1 protein-coding gene is annotated in these 1186 nt (G+C 46.6%); it reads left to right on the top strand.

Features of this window, described 5'->3' with window-relative positions:
- Window positions 1–1142 (top strand): NADH:ubiquinone reductase (Na(+)-transporting) subunit B (locus A3751_RS16285; protein ID WP_068457945.1); only part of this gene is annotated, 1142 nt, incomplete at its 5' end.
- Between the last annotated feature and the right edge of the window lie 44 nt (window positions 1143–1186).

The following is a 1186-nucleotide window of genomic DNA, read 5'->3' as shown; positions in this document are numbered from 1 at the left end:
GCGGAAAATACGAAAACTTTTACGCACTGTACGAAGCGGTCGATACGATCTTTTATTCGCCTTCTAGTACAACTCGCGCAAACTCCCACGTTCGTGATGGCGTTGATCTTAAGCGAATTATGATCACCGTTTGGATGTGTACTTTTCCAGCCATGTTTTTCGGTATGTGGAATATCGGGTTTCAGGCGAACTCTGCAATTGCTGCAGGGGCGTCCATACCAACCGATTTCCATAGTTTGTTATTCATTGGTCATGACCCTGCTAACTTATGGCACAACCTTGTATACGGGGCCGCATACTTCTTGCCAGTCTACGCAGTAACGTTCGTTGTTGGTGGGTTTTGGGAGGTCTTGTTTGCTTCGGTTAGAGGTCATGAGGTTAATGAGGGTTTCTTTGTTACGTCAATCTTGTTCGCATTGATCTGCCCACCTGACTTGCCACTATGGCAGGTCGCTTTAGGGATTTCTTTTGGTGTTGTCATCGGTAAAGAGATCTTTGGTGGCACGGGTAAAAACTTCCTGAATCCAGCGCTAACCGGCCGTGCTTTTTTGTACTTCGCCTACCCAGCTGAGATCTCGGGAGATGCAGTTTGGACAGCGGTTGACGGCTTCTCTGGTGCTACATCACTAAGTCTTGCAGCAAGTGGTGGTGCTGATGCAATTATTGCTGGCAATATCACTTGGTTGGATGCTTTCTTTGGGACCGTTCAGGGCTCAATGGGCGAGACGTCTACTTTAGCGATCCTGATTGGTGGTGCGGTGCTTTTGGCTACGCGTATAGCTTCGCTCCGAATTGTACTTGGTGTGTTTTTTGGTATGGTCGCGATGTCAACCTTGCTCAATATGGTTGGTTCGGACACAAATCCAATGTTTAGCCTGCCGTTTTACTGGCATTTTGTAATCGGTGGTTTTGCATTTGGTATGATTTTCATGGCGACAGACCCTGTTTCAGCATCTATGACGAATACGGGTAAGTGGTTCTATGGAGCCTTGATTGGTGTGATGACTGTACTTATTCGCGTCGTGAACCCTGCTTTCCCAGAGGGGATCATGCTGGCAATTCTATTTGCAAACCTGTTTGCACCCTACATTGATCATTTGGTCGTACAGGCGAATATCAAAAGGAGGTTAGCTCGTGTCTAGCAAAGAAACTATGGGTAAAACCTTCACAGTTGCTTTTCTTTTGT

Source organism: Oleiphilus sp. HI0080, assembly GCF_001635135.1.
The sequence above is the reverse complement of the archived record's forward strand: the minus strand, read 5'-3'. Positions and strand labels throughout refer to the sequence as shown.